Here is a 20,853-nt window from a genome sequence, read left to right as displayed (position 1 = left end):
TGTAAAAGTGGCAGAGGAAAAGAAGCAGGAAGATAGGGAAGAAGTCAAAGTAGACGAGACCGTCGAGACAGAGACTTCCGAAGAAAAAGATACAGAAAGTACAGAGGCAGGAGAAGCCGCTGCTACCAAAGAGGAGGCGGAGGAAAAAGAAGAATCCGCAGAAGAAGCTGAGGAAGAAAAAGGAAATGGAGGCTTTTTCAAAAAGAAAGAAAAGAAAGACAAAAAGGATGCACAGATCGAAGAACTGACCGACAAGGTCAGACGCCAGATGGCCGAGTTCGAGAACTTCCGCAAACGTTCTGAGAAAGAAAAATCACAGATGTATGAAGTGGGAGCAAAGAGCATCTTGGAAAAGATCCTTCCGGTCGTTGACAACTTTGAAAGAGGTCTTAAGGGCATGGAAGAGAGCGAAGATCCATTTGCACAAGGTATGCAGATGATCTACAAACAACTGATGACTTCCTTGGAGGAAGCAGGCGTGAGTCCGATCGAGGCGCTCGGCAATGAATTTGATCCGAATTTCCACAACGCAGTGATGCATGTGGAGGATGAAGAAGCCGGCGAGAGCGAGATCGTAGAAGAGTTCCAAAAGGGCTATATGTATCACGATACAGTGCTTCGTCATAGCATGGTCAAGGTTGCAAACTAGTCAAATTGGTAGCAATGCTAATTTAAAATAAAGACAATAACAATGTGATGATAAATAGGAGGAAAAAATCATGGGAAAAATTATTGGTATTGATTTAGGTACAACAAACTCTTGTGTAGCAGTTATGGAAGGTGGTAAGCCAACCGTTATCGCCAACCAGGAAGGTGCAAGAACAACACCGTCTGTTGTAGCATTTACAAAGACAGGAGAGAGATTGATCGGTGAGCCTGCAAAGCGTCAGGCAGTTACAAATGCAGAAAAGACAATTTCTTCTATTAAGAGAGATATGGGTACAGACAATGGTCGTACCATCGATGGTAAGAAGTATTCTCCACAGCAGATCTCAGCAATGATCTTACAGAAGTTAAAGAGCGATGCAGAGAACTATCTGGGTGAGCCTGTCACAGAAGCAGTTATCACAGTTCCTGCATATTTCAATGATGCGCAGCGTCAGGCAACAAAGGATGCCGGAAAGATCGCTGGTCTTGATGTAAAGCGTATCATCAACGAGCCTACAGCAGCAGCACTTGCTTATGGTCTTGACAATGAAAATGAGCAGAAGATCATGGTTTATGATTTAGGTGGTGGTACATTTGATGTATCTATCATTGAGATCGGTGATGGCGTTATCGAAGTTCTTGCAACAAGTGGTGATAACCGTCTTGGTGGCGATGACTTCGACCAGAAGATCACAGATTGGATGCTGGATGAGTTCAAGAAGGCAGAAGGCGTTGACCTTTCTACTGACAAGATGGCTCTCCAGAGATTAAAAGAAGCAGCAGAGAAGGCTAAGAAAGAACTTTCCGCTGCAACAACAACAAACATCAACTTGCCTTTCATCACTGCAACAGCAGAAGGACCAAAGCATTTTGATATGAACTTAACACGTGCTAAATTCGATGAATTAACACATGACCTTGTAGAAAGAACAGCCATTCCGGTACAGAACGCATTAAAGGATGCAGGTCTTACAGCAAGTGAACTTTCAAAGGTTCTCCTTGTTGGTGGATCAACCCGTATCCCAGCCGTACAGGATAAGGTAAAGGCACTTACAGGACATGAGCCAAGCAAGTCTTTGAACCCGGATGAATGTGTAGCCATCGGTGCTTCTATTCAGGGCGGTAAGTTAGCAGGTGATGCCGGTGCCGGTGAGATCTTGCTTTTGGATGTTACACCACTTTCTCTTTCTATCGAGACTATGGGTGGTATTGCAACCAAGTTGATCGAGAGAAATACAACGATCCCTACCAAGAAGAGCCAGATCTTCTCTACTGCTGCTGATAACCAGACAGCCGTTGATATCAACGTAGTACAGGGTGAGAGACAGTTTGCTAGAGACAACAAGTCCTTAGGACAGTTCCGCCTGGATGGTATTCCTCCAGCACGTCGTGGTGTTCCACAGATCGAGGTTACTTTCGATATCGATGCCAATGGTATCGTAAATGTATCCGCTAAGGATCTTGGTACAGGTAAGGAACAGCACATCACCATTACAGCAGGATCTAACATGTCTGATGAAGACATTGAGAAGGCTGTTAAGGAAGCTGCTGAGTTTGAAGCACAGGATAAGAAGCGTAAGGAAGCCATCGACACCAGAAACGATGCTGATGCATTTGTATTCCAGACAGAGAAGGCTTTGGAAGAAGTTGGCGACAAGATCGATGCGGCAGATAAGTCAGCAGTTGAGGCTGATATCGCAGCGATCAAGACAATCCTCGAGGCACATCCGGAAGCAGAGGCTATGGATGATGCAACCGTAGCAGAATTAAAGGCTGCACAGGAGAAATTGCAGGAGAGTGCACAGAAGGTATTCACCAAGATGTATGAACAGCAGGCTCAGGCAGCAGGCGCACAGGGTGCAGGTCCTGACATGGGTGCCGGTGCAGGCCCTGATATGGGAGCAAACACCACTTACAATGCGGCAGATGATGATGTCGTAGATGCAGACTTCAAGGAAGTATAAAAAACATGGCAGAACAGAAGCGAGATTATTATGAAGTCCTTGGCGTAGATAAAAATGCCGATGACGCAACGATCAAAAAAGCATACAGACAGTTGGCAAAGAAATATCACCCGGATATGAATCCGGGTGATAAAGAAGCAGAGGTAAAGTTCAAAGAAGCCTCTGAAGCCTATGCTGTTTTGAGTGATCCGGATAAGAGAAGACAATATGATCAGTTTGGTCATGCTGCTTTTGACGGCGGTGCCGGTGGCGGCGGATTTGATTTCTCAGGCATGGATTTTGGAGATATCTTTGGAGATATCTTCGGTGATTTCTTTGGCGGTGGCGGCAGCAGACGTACCAACAATGGACCGATGAAAGGGCAGAATGTCCGTGCAAGAGTCAATATCAAGTTTGAAGAGGCAGCATTTGGTTGTGAAAAAGAGATCGAACTGGTATTAAAAGATGAGTGTGCAACTTGTCATGGATCCGGTGCAAAGCCTGGAACTACAAAGGATACCTGTCCGAAGTGTGGCGGTAAGGGAAAGATCGTAGTTACACAGCAATCATTCTTTGGAACCGTACAGAATGTAACGTCTTGTCCGGAATGTCAGGGAACAGGGCAGATCATCAAAGAAAAATGTAGTGATTGCCATGGTACCGGATACATTTCCCGTAAAAAGAGAATTTCTGTATCTATTCCTGCTGGTATTGATAACGGTCAGAGTGTTCGTATCCGTGAAAAGGGAGAGCCGGGCATCAACGGAGGACCTAGAGGAGACCTTTTGGTTGAGGTTCGTGTGGCCCCGCATGCGATCTTCCAGAGAAGCGAATACGATATTTATTCTTCTGCTCCGATCTCATTTGCACAGGCAGCACTGGGCGGTGAAGTCATGATCGATACCTTGGACGGAAAGGTCGTATATGAAGTGAAGCCCGGCACACAGACCGATACCAGGATCCGCTTGCGTGGAAAAGGTATTCCGTCCTTGCGTAATAAGAATATGCGTGGTGACCATTATGTTACTTTGGTGGTACAGGTTCCGACTTCTCTTAGTCATGAAGCAAAAGAAACTTTGCGTAAGTTTGATGATGAGACAGGAAAGACCTTGAAAGCCGGAGGAACAGCGGTTAAGGAAGAAAAGAAGAAAAAAGGATTTATGGGCAAACTTAAGGATGCCGTAGACGATTTATAAAATGCGAAGAAGCGATGGCTTGGTATAGAAATATATCCCATCGCATTTTTGCGTATAAGAGAAAGAGGATAACATACATGAAAGTTTGGATTACAAGACATGGGCAGACAGATCTCAACAAAAAGCAGTTGATGCAGGGCGTTTATGACGAACCACTGAACGAAACAGGAATTGCGCAGGCAGAGGAAACACGGAAAAAGATTGGTGATATGAAGTTCGACGCTGTTTACTGCAGCCCATTGAAGCGAGCAAAGAAAACAGCCATGATCATCGGAGGTGTATCCGAAGAGGAATTGATCGTGGATCCGCGTATCATCGAGGTAAACTTTGGAAAATACGAAAAAAAGAGTTATAAAAAATTAGGACCATTTATGACCTTATACTGGATGCTTCCGGAAATCATACCGGCACCTAAGACGGTGGAGCCTGTTTCATCTATGGTGAAAAGAAGTCGTTCTTTTATCGAAGATCTCAAAAAAGAGGACTATGAAAACGTGCTTGTGGTCTGTCACGGTGGCATTATCCGGGCTCTTTGTGGAGTTCTTGAAAACCGTAGAAATGGAATCAAGTGGAGACCAAGACCACAAAATTGTGAAATTAGAAAATACGAGTTGTAGTTTGTAGGGACGTTCCTTTTGCCACAAGGAGCGTCCCTTTTGGCATACCGACAGGTGCAGAGCGGCGTCTTCTATTGATTTCGGTATTCTTTCGGCGTCATACCGGTCAATTTCTTAAATACATTCTGAAAATACCCCTGTGAGGAAAAGCCTAAATAAGTTGCTATCTCTAAAATAGAGCGATCAGTCGTTTTTAACAGAGACTTCGCTTTTTCGATTTTTTGTTCTTGAATATACTGTGACAAGGTCATACCGGTTTCTTTTTTGAATTTGGTTGACAGATAACTGCGACTTAAAAAAAGATCCTGAGCCATTTGATCCACAGAAAATTCTTCCGTTAAATGCTCCCGGATATATCCCGTTACAGAACGCATAAATTTGTCATAACGATCTCCCTGGCGGATTTCATTTACAAGTGTGGTGTAGTCAATGACCATGTGATACTGCAAATTCATGACTTGTTCCGGATTGTTGTAACTCTCTGCGTGTTGGATATACTTGTCGCTTAAGGTTAGAGCTTCTTCTACAGGAAGTCCACCATCAATGGCAGCACGTGATAAAAGTGTAGCAGATGATATGAAAATATTTTTTAACTGTCGCAAGTAAGTTGGTGCTACTTTGCCAGCACGACCAGCTGAATTTAGCTTAAAAAGTTCGTTGAGACGGTCGAGATCGCCATCACGGACGCAGGAAAACAGTTCTTTTTCAAAAAGATAGGCCGTGTGTTCAGGTAATATAGCAACGTTATAGTCATCAATAGAAGCATGTGCATTTGCAATGTCGTGAATGCTGTGGATGTCGTTTTCGCTCATAGGGCGCTTTTCCATAGGAGAAATATTTGTTATTTGCGCATTTGTTTCAATCGCTGTCTGGTTATCAATATTTTGTTTGGAAATATTGCTATAGGAATCATATATAGCAACATCGGATAATTCTAGTTTTTTGTCACTGATATAGTAATAAATCAGGCAAAGTTCGTGTAAAAATAGTTCAAGCGGCATAGGAGTTATACTGCTGAGCAATTGTTGATATTGTTCCATGTAATTCATTTTTAAATCAAGCGAAAACATGAATTCCCGAATCTGATTTTTAGGCGGCGTAATCTGAAAAGTAGGACCTAAAATGAGGGTGTATTCATCATGTTTTATGATGCCATAAAAATGTTCATAGGGTGAAATATAGTAGTTAACCCCTTCGTTTACCTGTAAAAGTGTATCAATATAGGGTGACGCGGGATCTTTTGGAAAATTAGATAAGTCATAATGAATGATTTCTTTGTTATTTTTGTAAACGCGTATGGCAATCAACGATAATGAAGAAATATTTTTTGCAATATAATCATAATCAATTTTTCTCATAACAACCTCCAATGACAGATGTACATATAACTGTAGCAATCTCTTTATGATTTTACAAAATATCATACATAATTACAAGAAAAATAGCATATGGACGAATATAATACCTATAGAATAAAAAAATCTATAGGTATTTTTTAAAACAAGGGTTTTTTAATGAAGGAGAAGAACGAATGAAAACAATTAGAGCAAAATTTATGGATGCGAGTGCATGCAATAGCCGGATTAAATCACCGGATATGGAAAAGAAAGAAAAATGGATGGGGTATCTGATAGGACCAGCAGGAGCACTACTTTTGAATGCAGTTATGGCATCATACCTGAATGTATACTACACGGATGTATTGAAACTGACGACTGTGTGGGGCGGAATGTTTCTTATGGTATTCCCGATTTTATCAAAGATTATTGATGCCATCACAAACGTTTTGATGGGATATATCATTGACCACACAAAAACGAAACAAGGAAAAGCAAGACCATATCTGCTTCTTGCAGGGGTACTGCTTCCAATTACCGGAATTCTGCTTTTTACCGTTCCGGAATCCAATGAAACATTAGAAGTAATCTGGGTAATGCTTTCTTACAACCTTTTTTATTCATTTGCATTTACCATTTACAATATGAGTCACAATCTGATGGTTCCATTGTCTACAAGAAATTCAGAACAACGTGGCGTTTTGGCAGTGTTTAACAATGTTGCAACCATTATGATTTCAGGAATCATTGTAGCATTGATTTTTCCAATGCTGATTTTGCCAAGATTGGGTGTCGATAAGAGCAACTGGATTCATATGGCAGTTATTTTGTCGATTCTTGCTTTGCCATTAACACTTTTGGAATATTACTACACAAAAGAACGTGTTACAGAAGAAAGTGCTGTGGATGAAGAAGTAAGTACGGTCACATTTAAGGAACAAATGAGAGCCGTGTTTGCGGATCGTTATATGTTCTGTTTATTATTTTATTTCCTTGTATATACCGTTGGATCAACGATGAAAAACATATCCCTTGTGTACTACTGCAATTATGTATTGGGATCTTACAATGACGGAATTACGCAGACAATGGTATCTGTGATTGGCGGTATCCCAATGGGAATCGGTATTTTTGCTGTATGGCCATTGGCAAAAAAGTTTGGTAAGAGAAATCTGACGATGGCAGGTTTTGTTTTATATGGTATTGGAAGCGCAATTTGCTGTCTGGCTCCAACCAATATGGTTATTGTACTTGTTGGACAGTTTGTAAAGAATATCGGTGGACTTCCTTGCGCTTATGTATTTATGGCATTGATGGCAGATACCTACGATCATCTGGAATGGAAGAATGGATTCCGTGTGGATGGTGCAGCAATGTCTATTTATTCGATTATTACAGTGACAATGTCAGGTGTTTGTACAGGTGTGTTTAATTTGTTGTTGTCAACATCAGGATATGTTGCACCAAGCCTTGTTGATGGCGTGACGGTAGCAGCAACGCAGGCTGATTCGGTAAAGAATATGCTGACTTTTTGTTTTGTAGGATTGGAAATAATAACTTCTATTATTGTGGTTGTTCTGCTGTCTTTCGTTAATGTAGAAAAGGGCTTGCAGGAAAAACAGGAAGAAATTGCAGCTCGTAGAGAAGCGAAGAATGCAAATAAGTAAACGGGATACAAGGAGAAAATATGAAGCATCAGGATATCATCAAAAAAATGACACTAGAGGACAAGATTGCGCTTTGCAGTGGTAAGGATTTCTGGCATACAAAGGATATGCCACAATACGGTCTTCCATCCATCATGATGAGCGATGGACCACATGGGCTTCGTAAACAGGAAGCGGAGGCAGATATGTTAGGCGTGAATGCGTCTGTACCAGCCACTTGCTTTCCAACGGCAGTGACAACGGGCAGTTCATGGAATGTTGCATTGATGCATAAAATTGGACAGGCAATCGCAGAGGAGGCCATTGCCTATCAGGTTTCTATTGTTTTAGGTCCTGGTGTAAATATCAAGCGGAATCCATTGTGCGGACGTAATTTTGAATATATCAGTGAAGACCCATATTTGGCAGGTAAAATGGCGGCAGATTTTATTCGCGGTGCAGAAGAGAAAGGTGTTGCAACATCGCTGAAACACTTTGCGGGAAATTCGCAGGAAACAAAGCGTTTTACATCAGATAGTGTCATTGATGAGAGAACATTGCGTGAAATTTATCTCACAGCATTTGAAATTGCTGTCAAAGAGGGAAGACCAAAGACAGTTATGTGCGCTTATAACAAACTAAATGGTATTCATTGTAGTGATCATAAGAAACTGTTGACGGATGTATTACGTGATGAATGGGGACATCAGGGAATTGTAGTGACAGATTGGGGTGCTATGAATGACCGCATCGAAGGATTTAAGGCGGGATGCGATTTGTCTATGCCTGGAGGAAGTGACTATATGGAAGCGGATGTCGCAAACGCAGTTCGTTCCGGTGCTTTAGAGGAAGCTGTCATTGATGAAAATGTAGATCGCATGATTGATTTGATTTTACAAAGTGCAGCGCGTTTGCAAAAGGATGCGGCATTTGATCAGAAAGCACATCATGAGCTGGCAAAAGCTGCGGCAGGAGAAGGTATTGTACTTTTGAAAAATAAGGACAACATCCTACCTTTGCAAGAAGGAACAAAGGTTGCATTGGTTGGTAAGATGGCAGAAAAAATCCGTTATCAGGGAGCAGGAAGTAGTCATATCAATCCTACAAAATTGACACAGCCAAAGAATGTGATTTCTCATACGGCATTTGCAGTGGGATGTGATGAGCGTGGAAATACAAGTGAGGAAATGCTAAAGGAAGCAGAGCATGTAGCACATACGGCAGATGTTGCCATTGTTTTTGCAGGACTGACAGAGGTTTATGAATCGGAAGGATTTGACCGCAAAGATATGAAAATGCCAGAAGGGCATGTGCGCATGATTGAGGCAGTTGCATCTGCAAATCCAAATACCATTGTGGTATTGATGTGTGGTAGTGCAGTGGAGTGTCCTTGGGCAGACAATGTGAAAGGAATCTTATATGCAGGATTGTCTGGTCAGGCAGGAGCAGAAGCGATAGCAGATATCTTATATGGAAAAATAAATCCGAGTGGAAAACTGGCAGAATCCTGGCCGATGCGGTACGAAGATTGTATTTCTGCAAAAGAGTATGCAAACCAGAGGGATGCTCTTTATAAGGAAAGTGTTTATGTAGGATATCGTTATTATGAAAGTGCTGAAGTAAAAGTCCGTTTTCCTTTTGGTTACGGATTGTCGTATACCACCTTTTCTTATGACCATTTGCAGGTGCAGCCACTTGCAGATGGAATGTATCAGGTTATTTGTGATGTTACCAATACAGGAAATATTGCTGGAAAGGAAGTCGTACAGACCTATGTTGCGGCAGTAAATTCTGAGATCTTTCGTCCGGCAAAAGAATTAAAAGCATTTGCGAAGATTGATTTGGAACCGGGGCAGACAAAACAGGTGGCGTTTGTGTTGAATGAGCGCAGTTTTGCGATTTATCTTGGAAAAACATATATGGATGCAATGGATGCGGGACAAGTTTTAGCGGAAGGATGGTATGTGCCAAAGGGTCGTTATAACATCATGATTGGTAGCAGTAGTCAAAAAATAGAATTGATGCAGACGATTTCTGTTGATGGTATGGAACTTAAGAGTCCAAAGTGGCAAAAAGATTCCTGGTACGAGACTCTTGTGGGAGAACCACAGCAGACAACGTTTGAAAAAATGATAGGTTATTCCTATACCTGTAAGCAGCATCATAAGGGTGAATTTACGATGGAAGATACCGTTGAGGAGATGAAAAATGAGTCATTTGTTATGAAACTCATGTATAACGCGTCTGCAATGGTTATAAAAAAAGGCGTGGGTGGAAAGATTACAGAGGATAATGAGGCGGATTATCGAATGATGCTTTCATCTTCGGTAGGAAGTCCGCTGCGTTCTATGATGATTAGTTCTGATATGAAAGGAGGTCTGTTTTATGGACTTCTGGATATGGCAAATGGGCACGTCTTCCGTGGACTTGGTAAATTGATTGGCATTGTTAAGTGAAAATAGGAAACAGGTAGACATAGTTTTGGCAAAGGTAGGAAAAATATGAAAGCGACAAATTTAAGAGTAGAATATATGACGAATCCGATAGGTATAGATTATGTATGCCCACGTTTTAGCTGGATATTTGAACAGGGGACAAAGCAAACGGCGTATCAAATCATTGCAAAAGATGATTTGGGCAATCTGTTGTGGGATTCCGGAAAGGTTGCATCAGAGCAGATGCATCTAATTCCGTGGGGAGCAGATGATCTTACAAGTCGTGCTCGTGTAATCTGGAGTGTGACGATATGGGACGATAATGATATCCCAGAGACATCGGAAGAAGCCTATTTCGAAATAGGGCTACTGCATGGAAGCGACTGGAAGGCAAAATGGATTACAGGTGATTATGTTCCGAAGAAAAAAGAACGTTACCCGGTGGATTGCTTCAAAAAATCATTTTGCGTTACAGGCGATAAAAAGATAAAAAAAGCCAGAGCATACATGAGTGCCTGTGGTGTTTATGAGGGAAAAATCAATGGAAAAAAGATAGGCGAATGTATTCTCGCGCCTGGAATTACGGATTATAGAAAACGTGTACAGTATCAGACGGTTGATGTGACGTCTTTGCTTGCAACAGGGGATAATGAACTGTCTTTTATGCTTGCAGATGGATGGTATCGTGGTTCTGTTGGGGCATGGGGTATGAAGAATTATTATGGCTCTGAAACGAAATTGCTGGCACAGCTGGAGATTACCTACGAAGATGGCAGCATGGATGTTGTTGCCACAGATGATCGTTTTGTCTGGACAAATGATGGCCCAATTCGTTTTGCTGATAATAAAGATGGTGAAATTTATGATGCCACCAAGCAGGATTTTTTGCATGCCCAGTGGAAAAAGGCGAAGGTGACAAAACATCCTGTTGTTCCAACAGCATCAGATAATTTTATCATGAAAGAACAGGAAGTTTTCTCGAATCCAAGGCTTATCACGACACCATCTGGAAAAACAGTGCTCGATTTTGGACAGAATATAGCAGGTATTGTAGCTTTTTCGGTAAATGCGAAAGCGAGACAACGCATCTATCTTCGCATGGGTGAGCTTATGAAAGATGGAGAGTTTACGCAGAAAAATATTCAGTGCGCGAGAAAAAATCTGATAACGCCTTTGCAGGAAATCACGTATTTCTGTAAGGATGGAAAAAATGATTACAAAACCACATTTGCAATCTTTGGTTTTCAGTATATTGAAGTGGAAGCAGATATGGAAATAAACCCGGCTGATTTCAAGGCAATCGCAGTATACTCTGATTTTGAGACAACATTTACGTTTGACTCCTCAAATGAATTGCTGAACCAATTTGTGAAAAATACACTTTGGTCTTTGAAAAACAATTCAGCAGATATTCCTACAGATTGTCCGACGAGAGAACGTCACGGATGGTCTGGCGATGCACAGATTTTTGTAAATACAGCATCTTACATGGTTAATTATGCACCATTTGCTTTAAAGTATGAAAATGATCTTTGTGATTGGCAGAAAGCAAATGGTAATTTTCCACAGATTGCACCAGAAGGTGGAACGGATCCTTATATGCGTCCAATGAATGGTTCTGTGGGTTGGTCTGATGCAGGAGTGTTGCTTCCGTATCTTTTGTGGAAAAAATATGAGGATCAGCGCATAATTGAAACCTATTATGAACCAATGCGTCGTTATGCCAAATATATGATAAGCCGCACAGGCAAAACAGAGCCATTTATTTCAGTAAAGACGGGATTATCAAAGGCAGATAAAAAGTATTTATATAATTTTGGTCAGCATTATGGTGAGTGGGCAGAACCATCAGATGTGCATAAAATGTGTTGGAAGGACTTTGCAACGTCACGTCCAGAAGAAGCAACAGCATATCTTTCATATATCATGGGAATTATGGTAGAGATTGCCGAGGTATTAGGCCATACAGAAGATATTCCACTTTATGCAGAATATCGTGATGGTGCCAAAAATACATATCGTAAATTAATGCAGCAAGCGGAGTTTTCACTTGATACGGACCGGCAGGCAAGATTAGTCCGACCATTGTATTTTGATCTGTTAGATGAGAAAGGTACGGCATTTGCTAAAAAACGGTTGATTCAGGCGTTGGACAATTATCATTGGCGCGTAGGTACAGGATTCCTTTCTACTCCATTTATCTTATATGTACTGGCAGAGATAGATCCGGAATATGCCTATCGATTGTTGGAAAATGAAGAAAAACCAGGATGGCTTTGTATGCCAAAGGCAGGTGCAACGACCATCTGGGAAGACTGGGAGGGTCCAAATTCAGATAATGGAAAAGGCGGCGGTATTGCGTCTTTGAATCATTATTCTAAGGGAGCTGTCTGTGAATGGGTATTTGATGAGATGTGTGGTATCAAGATGGCAGGAGAGAATCGTTTTAAGATCGCACCTGTGCCGGGCGGACATTTCAGTCATGCCGGTATGACTTATGACAGCGTCTACGGTAAGGTGGGATGCTCTTGGAAAAAGTACGCGGATGGAACGTATGCCTATCACATTCTTGTTCCACCCAATACAACGGCGGAGGTGAGCCTGCCGGGCTGCAAGGCGCAGACGCTTCCTGCTGGGGAATATGATCTGTGATTTATGGAAAAAAACTTAAAATCAATCTAAAAAAATAACAAAAAAGCGAATTTCCTATCGTGGGAATTCGCTCTTTTACGTTATACTGTAGACAGAATAAAAGAGCCAAAAGGGACACTCCATGTGGCAAAAGGAACGTCCCTACCAGACAAGGAGGATACAAAAAATGAGTAAATTTCCACAGGGATTTATGGTAGGTGCTTCTACCGCAGCACACCAGGTAGAAGGTAACAATATTCACAGTGATTACTGGGTACAGGAGAATGTAGAACATTCACAGTTCGTCGAGCCATCCGGCGATGCAGTCGATCATTACAACCGCTATGAAGAAGACATCAGGATGATGGCAGAAGCAGGGCTGACGGCATATCGTTTTTCCATCGAGTGGGCAAGGATCGAGCCAAAGAAAGGCGAGTTTGATGACAAGGAGATCGAGCATTATCGCAAGGTCATCGCCTGCTGCAAGGAAAACGGCATCGAGCCGATCGTGACCATGCATCACTTTACTTCTCCGGCATGGCTCATTTCCATGGGCGGCTGGGAAAATGAAGAAGTCGTTGATCTCTTTGCGAATTATGTAAAATATGTCGTAGAACGTCTGGGAAGCGAACTTAACTATATTTGCACCATCAACGAGGCAAACATGCGCTTACAGTTGGCTGCCATCATGAAAAAGTACATGGGCAGCATGGGCGGCGGAGCAAAAGATGCAGCAAATGCAGATGCCATGAAGAAAATGGCTGAGGCTCCAAAGCAGGATGCACCAAAGGAAGGCGATGTGCAGGTTGGACTCAACCTTGGACAGGGTATGAATACCATGATGATGGGCATGATGGAATGTGCAAAGGCATTTGGCTTGCAGGATCCAAGAGGCATCCATACTTTTGTTTCCATGTGCACACCACAAGGGGATATTCTGGTCATGAAGGCGCATCAGGCAGCCAAGAAGGTCATCAAGGAATTATATCCGGACATCAAGGTCGGTATCACTTTATCTTTGCATGATATGCAGCCGGAAGCAGGCGGCGAAGATGCAGCAGCAAAAGAATGGGATGAAGAATTCCGTCATTATCTTCCATATATTGCAGATGATGATTTCTTTGGCGCACAGTCTTACACCAGACAGTGCTTTGATGCTGAGGGCAACAAATATACACCGGACGGCGTGGAATTGACCCAGATGGGATATGAGTTCTATCCACAGGCGATCGCCAATGTAGTGCGTGCCGTTGCAAAAGATTTCAAGGGAGACATCATTGTCACAGAAAATGGTATGGCAACCGCTGACGACAGCAGACGTCAGGAATATATCAAAACAGCAACGGCAGGTCTTCAGGAGTGTATCGCAGACGGTATTCCACTCAAGGGCTATATGCACTGGTCACTCATGGATAACTTTGAGTGGCAGAAAGGTTTCTCTATGCAGTTCGGTCTGATCGCAGTAGACCGCAGCAATATGAAGCGTACCGCAAAAGAAAGTCTTTATCTTCTTGGAAGTATGGCAACAAAATAAATAATACCATTAGGAAAAATCCTCTTGCAGATTTCTGCAAGGGGACTTTTTTCGACCTGTGTAAAATGGTGAGGACAATTTTGCCGAAAAGGCAAAGAAAATCAGAAATTATGCATAATTTTCAGAAAAATCTTGTGTGATATGTCGAAAAAGTGCTATGATGGAAAAAGTAAAGGAGGAACGGAGTCCTATGAAAAAGAAAAAACAACAGAGGAAAAGAGGAATCGCGGAGGAGATACAGGTCAGTATCTTGTCAAAGGTAGTCATCGTATTTGTTATCGTTGCGGCAGTGGTTACCTTTATGGTGGGCAACATCAGTCTGAGTGCCCAGAAGAACGACCTGGAGATGCAATCCAAAGCAGCAGCATACCAGTTGGAGATATTCTTTGAGGAATACACGACGGTCGCAGAACAGATGGCACTGAACACAGATGTGCAGACTTTATTGGAGGAGACCGGACCGGGAGCCAATATTACAGAGTCAGAGCGTTATGCAACCGTATTCAATACTATGAAAAAGACCGCGGCAGCAGACAGTGACAACATTCAGGCAGTCTGGGTCGGCGATATTGATGCCAATGTTCTGACACAGTCAGACGGCTATACCAGTGGCAGTGATTTTGAGATCACAGAGCGTGCATGGTATAAGGCAGTAGAAGAAGAAAAGACCATCCTTACGGATGCATATGTAGATGCCAGCACAGGTAATGTGATCCTGAGTGCGGCTACTCCGGTATATGACCAGAGCGGACAAAATATCATCGGTGTTGCAGGGGTGGATGTGGCACTGGATCATATCGATGAACTTTTACCGGCATACAAGATCGGAAACAATGGATTTGTTATTCTGGTTACTTCTGAAGGCAATGTGATCTATCATCCGAACACGGACAACCAGCAGAAGAGTTTGAGCGAGTTGAATGTAGACAAGACCTTGATCCAGACAGTTGAGGGAGGTAAAGATACTTCCGTACATTATTCCGCAGATGGAAAGAGCAAATACGGTTATGTCGGAAGAATTGGTTCGACCGATTATCTGACCATTTCCTGCTTACCGGCAAGTGAATATTTTGCAAGTCTGATCCGTTGTATCATCATTGTATTGTTGCTTGTCATTGCAGGTATTGTCGTTATCATCATCACGATCCGTCATCTGGCAACCCAGTTGACTAAGCCGATCGTTGCTTTGAATGATGTGGCACAGGAACTGGCAGAAGGCAATCTGGATGTGACTCTTGATATCGCATCTGAAAATGAGATCGGGGAACTTGCAGATTCTATTCAAAAGACAGTAGATCGTCTGAAAGAATATATCAATTACATCGATGAGATTTCTTCGGTATTGGATCGACTGGCAGATGGTAAGTTGAAGTTTACCTTGAAGTATGATTATGCAGGAGAGTTTGCAAAGGTTAAGACCGCCCTGCTTCATATCTCAGGATCCTTTGAGCAGATGATCGAAGATATCATTGACAGTTCTACGCAGGTATCTATCGGTGCGGATGAACTTTCCAAGGCTGCACAGAATATCGCAGAGGGTGCTATGACGCAGGCTGCATCTGTGCAGGAACTTGTTGCAACAACCGAATCCGTATCACAGCAGGTAGAGGAAAATACCGAGGATGCGCAGAAGTCTGCAACAGAGACATCCCGTGTTACCCATATGATGCAGGATAGCAGAGAACAGATGAATCAGATGATGGAGGCAATGAACAAGATCACGGAGACATCCAATGAGGTTGTCAGTATCATCAAGACGATCGAAGATATTGCAGACCAGACCAACCTTTTGGCACTCAATGCTTCTATTGAGGCTGCCAGAGCCGGAGAGGCAGGCAAAGGTTTTGCAGTCGTTGCATCTGAGATCGGATCTCTTGCGGATGACAGTTCTAAGGCTGCAAATAATACCAGGGATCTGATCGAGATCTCCTTGCAGCAGATTGATCGTGGTTCCAGTCTGGCACAGAATGTTGTGCAGTCTATGCAGGATGTACTGGATGCCGTCGAAGAAGTCAATGGCATGATCGGTAAGAGTGCAGAGAACAACGAAGCACAGAACCAGAGCATGGAGCAGATCCGTGTCGGCATTGAAGATATTTCCAAGGGCGTTGAGGACAATTCCGCATCTGCCGAGGAGACATCAGCAACTTCTCAGGAGTTGGCAGCACAGGCGGCTACATTGGAGGAACTGGTTAAGAGATTTGATCTTAAGGATCATGGTAGAGAAGAATAAAAGAACTTTAGTAAAATGCGGTTGCCCGGTGTGGTGACCGCATTTTTTGCGCGTATTCACGCATTGTCAAAACGGGCAATCCATGGTACAATACATTAGTTTAGCAAGGCTATATGTTATAGAAAATGGAGAATAGATATGCGGTGGAATAAATACACGATAAATACAAGAACGGATGCAGAGGAATTGGTCTGTGCCATGCTATCGGAACTGGGCATTACCAGTGTAGAGATCGATAACCTTATCCCGGTTCCGGATGCGGACAGACAGGGCGGTGTATTTGAAGAACTGCAACCGGATCTGCCGGAGGACGATGGATCTTCACGCATTAGTTTTTATCTGGAAGAAGATGAGGCAGACGCATCCGAGATCTTGGAAAAAGTAAGACAGGCTTTGGACGATATGTCAACGTATGCCCAGATCGGCGAGGGTACGATCACGACTGAAATCTCAGACGAGGCGGATTGGCGTGACAACTGGAAAGCCTATTTTTCTTCTTTTTCCATCGGCAATATTTTTATTAAACCTACCTGGGAAGACATGCCGGAGGACAAATCGGACATGACACTTGTGGAGATTGATCCGGGCGTATCCTTTGGTACGGGAAAGCACGAGAGTACCCAACTGGTGATTCGCCAGTTACAAAAATATCTGCAAGAAGGCGATCAAGTCCTTGATGTAGGATGTGGCAGTGGTATCCTTTCTATCGTGGCATTAAAACTCGGCGCACAGCATGTGGTAGGCACAGATATTGATGAGGATTGCATTGCATCCTCTTATGATAATTTTGCAGTCAATCACTTAGACAAGTCTCTGGGCGATTTTTATGTAGGAAATCTCATTGATGATGAGGCATTGCAGGATAAGGTGGGAAAGGAAAAGTATGATGTCGTGGTAGCCAATATTTTGGCAGACATCATTATCCCGATGGCTCCGGCACTGGCAGCAAGCATGAAGCCGGGGGCAAAACTGATCACTTCCGGTATTATTGATTTCAAGGAGCAGGAAGTAGCGGATGCGCTGATTGCGGCAGGACTACAGGTGGTAGAAAGCAATGCGCAGGGAGAATGGCGCAACATCACGGCTTGTAAATAGAGCCGATGTTATGAGAATAAGGAGTTAGGATGCAACAGATTTTTGTGGATCAGTCGGTCAAGATCGATGATACATTTATGGTAGAGGGCGAGGATGCCAGACATTTGCTACAGGTGCTCCGTATGCGCCAGGGAGAGCAGCTTCGTGTCAGCACGCATGAGGGCGACAATTATCTGTGTCAGATAGAGTCGGCGGACAAAGGACAGGTCACGCTTCGGGTCTTGGAAGAAGTGGCATCCACCGAATTAGAAAAACGTATTTATCTTTTTCAGGCAGTGCCAAAGGGTGACCGTATGGAAACGGTGATCGAAAAGGCGGTGGAACTTGGTGTTTATGAGATCATCCCGGTGGAGATGAAATATTGTGTGGTAAAACTGGATGCCAAGAAAAAGGCTGCGCGCCTCAAACGTTATCAGGCGATCGCAGAATCTGCGGCAAAGCAGTCCAAACGCAGCCGCATCCCGGTCGTACATGATTTCATGACTTACCGTGATGCCATGGCTTACGCAAAAGAGTGTGATCTATGTCTGGTGCCTTATGAATGTGCTAAGGGCATGGAGGCGACAAAAGATGCTCTGACAAAGATCCGGGATGCAAAGACGATCAGCATCATGATCGGACCGGAAGGTGGATTTGCAAAAGAAGAGATCGATGCAGTAAAAGATTGCATGCAGGTCGTCTCTTTGGGAAGCAGGATCCTGCGCACCGACACAGCGGCGATCACGACCATGTCCATGGTCATGCTTGCGACAGAAATGCAATAAAATGCCTGTGGATTCTGGCAGGTATATGAATAAACTAAGAGTAATAGAATGATAGAATAGGAAAAAAGATGGAAGCATATTTAGACAACTCAGCGACCACGCAGTGCTCACAGGAAGCAGCAGATCTGATGATGCGCCTGCTCCGGGTGGATTACGGCAATCCATCCTCTCTGCATAACTGTGGTATGGAAGCCGAAAACTATGTAAAAGAAGCAAGAAAACGGATCGCGCAGACACTCAAGGTAAATGAAAAAGAAATTTATTTTACCTCCGGGGGGAGCGAGAGCAATAATCTGGCGATCGTGGGAAGTGCGCTTGCCAATAAAAGATCCGGCATGCATGTGATCACGACGGCGATCGAACATCCTTCGGTGGCAAATCCTTTTGCCTATTTGGAAGAACAGGGATTTGCCGTTACTTATCTGCCGGTGGATGCTTATGGCTGTATTTCCTTACAGGATCTAAAAGATGCCATGTGTAGCGATACCATTCTGGTATCCATCATGCATGTAAATAATGAGATCGGAGCCGTACAGCCGGTGGAGGAAGCGGCGCGTCTGATCAAGCAGACCAATCCAAACTGTCTCTTTCATGTGGATGCCATCCAGTCTTATGGCAAATTCCGCATTTATCCGAAGCGCATGGGAATCGATCTTTTATCCGTCAGTGGGCACAAGATCCACGGACCAAAGGGCAGCGGATTTTTATTTGTAAGAGATAAGGTCAAGGTGCATCCATTGATCCTTGGCGGTGGTCAGGAGAGAGGACTCCGTTCCGGTACGGAAAATGTACCGGCAATCGCAGGTCTGGGGCAGGCAGCCATGGAGATCTATCAGAATTTTGATGCCAAGATCATGCAAATGTATCGTCTGCGTGATTATTTTATCGCAGAAGTAGAAAAGATTGACGGCGTCAGTGTCAATGGTCACAAGGATCACAGTAACGCACCGCATATCGTCAGTGTCAGCGTATCCGGTGTGCGCAGTGAAGTGCTCCTGCATGCCCTTGAGGACAGAGAAATCTATGTCTCTGCCGGAAGCGCATGTTCTTCCAACAAGCCGGCGGTCAGCAGGACTTTGCAGTCGATCGGATTGAAACGCGAGTTGTTGGAGTCTACGGTACGGTTCAGTTTTTCCGTACACACAACAAAGGAAGAAATTGATTATGCATTGGAGGCTATGGCAGAACTGGTTCCAATGCTGGCAAAATACAGAAGAAGTTAAAAAGGAGAAAATTATGTATAAGGCATTTTTGATCAAATATGCAGAGATCGGTATCAAGGGCAAGAACCGCCATCTTTTTGAGGATGCACTGGTGCGCCAGATCTGTTATGCTCTGCGCAGTGTGGATGGCACTTTTCATGTGCACAAGCAGCAGGGACGTGTGTTTGTGGAAACCGAAGGTGACTATGATTATGAGGAGACCATAGAAGCACTCAGCCATGTTTTTGGTATCACAGGCATCTGTCCGGCTGTCATGGTCGAGGACGAGGGCTTTGATAAATTGGCAGAACAGGTTGTTTCCTATATGGATCAGATCTACCCGGATAAGCACATGACTTTTAAGGTAAAGGCACGTCGTGCCAGAAAGAATTATCCGATGGATTCCATGGAACTCAATGCAGCCTTGGGCGAAAAGATTCTGGATGCGTTCCCGGATATGAGCGTGGATGTGCACGATCCGAATGTGATGCTTTATGTGGAAATCCGTGAGCAGATCAGTTTTTATTCCGAGGAGATCCCGGGACCGGGCGGTATGCCGGTCGGCACAGGCGGAAAGGCAATGCTCCTTTTATCCGGTGGTATCGACAGTCCGGTTGCAGGCTATATGATCTCCAAACGTGGTGTTGCCATTGATGCGACTTATTTCCATGCACCGCCTTACACTTCCGAGCGTGCAAAGCAAAAGGTCGTTGATCTGGCAAAGGAGATTTCAGCCTATACGGGTCCGATCGATCTGCATGTGGTCAACTTCACAGATATCCAGTTGGCTATCTATGAAAAATGCCCGCATGAGGAATTGACGATCATTATGCGCAGATACATGATGAAGATCGCAGAACATTTTGCAAAAGAAGATGGCTGTTTAGGATTGATCACAGGCGAGAGTATCGGACAGGTGGCATCCCAGACCATGCAGTCTTTGATGGCGACCAACGAAGTGTGTACCATGCCGGTATATCGTCCGCTGATCGGATTTGACAAGCAGGAGATCGTAGAGGTGTCCGAGAAGATCGGTACTTATGAGACATCCATCCTGCCGTATGAAGATTGCTGTACGATCTTTGTGGCAAAGCATCCGGTGACAAAGCCGAATGTGAATGTGATCAAAAAGTCAGAGGAGAAACTGGCGGATGTGATCGACGATCTGATGGATCAGGCGATCAGTACCGTCGAGACGATCCATGTAGAAGCATAGAAAAAAGCATCCTGCTATATGCAGGATGCTTTTAAAAGTAGTCAAATGAATTATTTGATGATGTATGGCTCAAGTGCTGCCATAACTTCTGTCGTGTCTTCATCGGTATGGATGGTAAGATCGATCGGCTTAGAGAGGTCTAAACTGAAGATACCCATGATAGACTTGGCATCGATCACGTATCTGCCGGAGATGAGGTCGAAATCGAAATCATACTGGCTGATCGTATTTACGAAAGATTTAACTTTATCAATTGAATTTAAAGAAATCACAACTTTTTGCATGTCATATGCCTCCTTCAATGTATTGATTTTATACGCTTATCGTAATTCATTGCATGGGAAAAGTCAATGAAA

15 protein-coding genes are annotated in these 20,853 nt (G+C 43.6%); 13 read left to right on the top strand and 2 right to left on the bottom strand.

Features of this window, described 5'->3' with window-relative positions; all coding sequences use genetic code 11:
* Window positions 1-7 precede the first annotated feature (7 nt).
* From grpE to H8R94_RS02420, 4 genes are all read left to right on the top strand, one after another.
* Window positions 8-649, top strand: coding sequence for a nucleotide exchange factor GrpE (gene grpE, locus H8R94_RS02435; protein WP_186853770.1), 642 nt, complete (start codon window positions 8-10; stop codon window positions 647-649).
* 70 nt (window positions 650-719) lie between these two features.
* Window positions 720-2,612 carry a molecular chaperone DnaK gene (gene dnaK / locus H8R94_RS02430; RefSeq protein ID WP_118280922.1) on the top strand — a complete coding sequence of 631 codons (1,893 nt, stop codon included), beginning with the start codon at window positions 720-722 and terminating at the stop codon, window positions 2,610-2,612.
* 5 nt (window positions 2,613-2,617) lie between these two features.
* Entirely contained in the window at window positions 2,618-3,787 is a 1,170-nt protein-coding gene (dnaJ, locus tag H8R94_RS02425) for a molecular chaperone DnaJ (RefSeq protein ID WP_186853769.1), read from the top strand.
* A 77-nt stretch (window positions 3,788-3,864) separates the two neighbouring features.
* Window positions 3,865-4,404 (top strand): histidine phosphatase family protein, encoded by a 540-nt coding sequence (locus tag H8R94_RS02420; RefSeq protein ID WP_118534647.1) that lies wholly within the window; start codon window positions 3,865-3,867, stop codon window positions 4,402-4,404.
* Window positions 4,405-4,475: 71 nt separating this feature from the next.
* Here H8R94_RS02420 and H8R94_RS02415 read toward each other — a convergent pair whose 3' ends face one another.
* Window positions 4,476-5,762, bottom strand: coding sequence for a helix-turn-helix transcriptional regulator (locus tag H8R94_RS02415; RefSeq protein WP_186853768.1), 1,287 nt, complete (start codon window positions 5,760-5,762; stop codon window positions 4,476-4,478).
* 173 nt (window positions 5,763-5,935) lie between these two features.
* Between H8R94_RS02415 and H8R94_RS02410 the strand changes: the two genes are divergently transcribed.
* From H8R94_RS02410 to thiI, 9 genes are all read left to right on the top strand, one after another.
* Window positions 5,936-7,408, top strand: a complete 1,473-nt coding sequence (locus H8R94_RS02410; protein ID WP_243238436.1) for an MFS transporter — start codon at window positions 5,936-5,938, stop codon at window positions 7,406-7,408.
* 20 nt (window positions 7,409-7,428) lie between these two features.
* The gene (locus H8R94_RS02405; protein ID WP_243238435.1) at window positions 7,429-9,843 is read left to right on the top strand and encodes a beta-glucosidase; all 2,415 of its coding nucleotides are present in this window, start codon (window positions 7,429-7,431) and stop codon (window positions 9,841-9,843) included.
* A 45-nt stretch (window positions 9,844-9,888) separates the two neighbouring features.
* Complete coding sequence (locus H8R94_RS02400) at window positions 9,889-12,474, top strand: family 78 glycoside hydrolase catalytic domain (protein WP_456300140.1); 2,586 nt, start codon at window positions 9,889-9,891, stop codon at window positions 12,472-12,474.
* Between the two features lie 166 nt (window positions 12,475-12,640).
* A complete protein-coding gene (locus H8R94_RS02395; RefSeq protein WP_186853766.1) occupies window positions 12,641-13,987 on the top strand; it encodes a glycoside hydrolase family 1 protein in 1,347 nt (448 codons plus the stop codon).
* A gap of 190 nt (window positions 13,988-14,177) precedes the next feature.
* A complete protein-coding gene (locus H8R94_RS02390; RefSeq protein WP_186853765.1) occupies window positions 14,178-16,220 on the top strand; it encodes a methyl-accepting chemotaxis protein in 2,043 nt (680 codons plus the stop codon).
* A gap of 138 nt (window positions 16,221-16,358) precedes the next feature.
* Window positions 16,359-17,315: a 50S ribosomal protein L11 methyltransferase gene (gene prmA, locus H8R94_RS02385; RefSeq protein WP_178009960.1), complete on the top strand. Its 957-nt coding sequence runs from the start codon at window positions 16,359-16,361 to the stop codon at window positions 17,313-17,315.
* A gap of 29 nt (window positions 17,316-17,344) precedes the next feature.
* Window positions 17,345-18,079 (top strand): RsmE family RNA methyltransferase, encoded by a 735-nt coding sequence (locus H8R94_RS02380; protein ID WP_186853764.1) that lies wholly within the window; start codon window positions 17,345-17,347, stop codon window positions 18,077-18,079.
* A gap of 68 nt (window positions 18,080-18,147) precedes the next feature.
* Window positions 18,148-19,302 (top strand): cysteine desulfurase family protein, encoded by a 1,155-nt coding sequence (locus H8R94_RS02375; RefSeq protein ID WP_186853763.1) that lies wholly within the window; start codon window positions 18,148-18,150, stop codon window positions 19,300-19,302.
* Window positions 19,303-19,315: 13 nt separating this feature from the next.
* Complete coding sequence (gene thiI, locus H8R94_RS02370) at window positions 19,316-20,497, top strand: tRNA uracil 4-sulfurtransferase ThiI (RefSeq protein WP_118280958.1); 1,182 nt, start codon at window positions 19,316-19,318, stop codon at window positions 20,495-20,497.
* 50 nt (window positions 20,498-20,547) lie between these two features.
* Here thiI and H8R94_RS02365 read toward each other — a convergent pair whose 3' ends face one another.
* Window positions 20,548-20,781, bottom strand: a complete 234-nt coding sequence (locus tag H8R94_RS02365; RefSeq protein ID WP_118280959.1) for an HPr family phosphocarrier protein — start codon at window positions 20,779-20,781, stop codon at window positions 20,548-20,550.
* Window positions 20,782-20,853: the final 72 nt, after the last annotated feature.

It is taken from the genome of Roseburia lenta (assembly GCF_014287435.1).
Taxonomy (GTDB): domain Bacteria; phylum Bacillota; class Clostridia; order Lachnospirales; family Lachnospiraceae; genus Pararoseburia; species Pararoseburia lenta.
This window is presented reverse-complemented; position numbering and strand designations above follow the sequence as displayed.